At 66.3% G+C, this 1,744-nt stretch carries 1 protein-coding gene; it reads left to right on the top strand.

All coding sequences use genetic code 11. The features are described from left to right. The first annotated feature begins 32 nt into the window (after positions 1 to 32). Positions 33 to 1,493 carry a glycogen synthase GlgA gene (gene glgA / locus AC1DU6_RS29990; protein ID WP_477861682.1) on the top strand — a complete coding sequence of 487 codons (1,461 nt, stop codon included), beginning with the start codon at positions 33 to 35 and terminating at the stop codon, positions 1,491 to 1,493. The last annotated feature ends 251 nt before the right edge of the window (positions 1,494 to 1,744 follow it).

Here is a 1,744-nt window from a genome sequence, read left to right as displayed (position 1 = left end):
GTGCTGATCACCAAGCAGATGCTGGCCAGGCTGTGACCAGAGTTCTGCAGGTCAGCGCGGAACTCTTCCCGCTGCTGAAGACGGGCGGCCTGGCCGACGTGGCTGGTGCGCTGCCTGCGGCGTTGGCCGCTGCAGGCGCGGAGCCGCGCCTGCTGGTGCCGGGTTTCCCGGCCATCCGCGATTCGTTGACCCTGGAATGCGCCGTCGTTCCCGTCGCACTACCGTGGAGCGAGGGCAGGGCAGCGCTGCTGCGCGGGCGGCTGCCGGGCTTCGACATGCCCGTCTATGTACTGGACGCTCCTGGTCTTTTCGACCGGCCCGGCAACCCTTACGCGGATGAGAGCGGCGTCGCATACGCGGACAACCACCGTCGCTTCGCGCTGCTGGGCCTGGCGGCTGCCCGTCTTGCCGAGGGCGTGGATGCCGCCTGGCGTCCGCAGATCGTGCACGCCCATGACTGGCACGCGGGCCTTGCCTGCGCCCACATCGCCGCCAGCCGCTCGCGCCGCCGCACCGAGGCGCGGACGGTCTTTACCGTGCACAACCTGGCCTACCAGGGCCTGTTCCCGGCCGACCATTTCTGCGATCTCGGCTTGCCACCCCAACACTACGCGGTCGAGGGCGTGGAGTTCTATGGCCAAGTCAGCTTCATGAAGGCCGGCCTGCATTTCGCGGACGCGATCACCACGGTCAGCCCGAGCTATGCACGCGAGATCCAGACGCCCGAGCAGGGCTGTGGTCTGGACGGCCTGCTGCGCCATCGCGCCGAGGTGTTGCACGGCATCCTGAATGGCGTCGACTACGGCGTGTGGTCGCCCGCCCACGACCGCAGCATCGCACGAGCCTATGACGTCGACAGCGCCGAAGACAAGGCCGTCTGCAAGGCCGCGCTGCAGCGCGAATGTGGGCTGGATGTGAAGGCGCAGGCGCCGTTGTTCGGCGTAGTCARCCGCCTGACCGAGCAGAAGGGTCTGCCTCTGGTGATCGAGGCGCTGAACGACCTGATCGACGCGGGTGGGCAGCTTGTCATTCTTGGCAGCGGCGACGCCCGCCTTGAAGCAGCGTTTGGCGAAGCCGCCGCCAGGCACCCGGGCCAAATCGCCCGCCGCATCGGCATGGATGAAGGGCTGGCACACCGCATCTATGCCGGCAGCGATGTGATGCTGGTGCCCAGCCGCTTCGAACCTTGTGGTCTCACCCAGCTCTACGGCCTGAGCTATGGCACGCTGCCGTTGGTGCACCGCGTCGGTGGGCTGGCCGACACGGTGGTCGACTGCACGCTGGAAGACCTCGATGCCGGCGCCGCCACGGGCTTTGTCTTCAACGCCTTCACGGCCGACGCCTACCGTCGCGCGCTGCGCCGTGCCTTTGCGTTGTGGAGCCGGCAAGAGTGCTGGGGTCGCGTGCGCTTGGCGGCGATGCGACAGCACTTTGACTGGAACGCCGCCGCGCAACGGTATGCGGATGTGTATCGCGGTGTGCTGGGTCGTTGATGTGAAACTGGACTGCGCACAGACAAGCGACTTCATGCGAGGCCTGTCCCTGTTTCTCGGGCACCAACTCGACTCAATGACCGGTGATTTCAGGGACGGGAGCGTCACCTGCTTGATCGCCACGACGAGGACACGGCTGCTTGAGCACTGTGAGTCCTATGGCTGGACGGCTGCACATCTTCCAGGCATCAAGCCGACATCTTGCGTCGTGATTCGGAAGCCCAATATGCAACCGGAGTTGTGGGTGCGAT

This window comes from Roseateles sp. P5_B10 (assembly GCF_056400485.1).
Note: the sequence above shows the minus strand (reverse complement) of the source record. Positions and strands in the feature narration are given on the sequence as shown.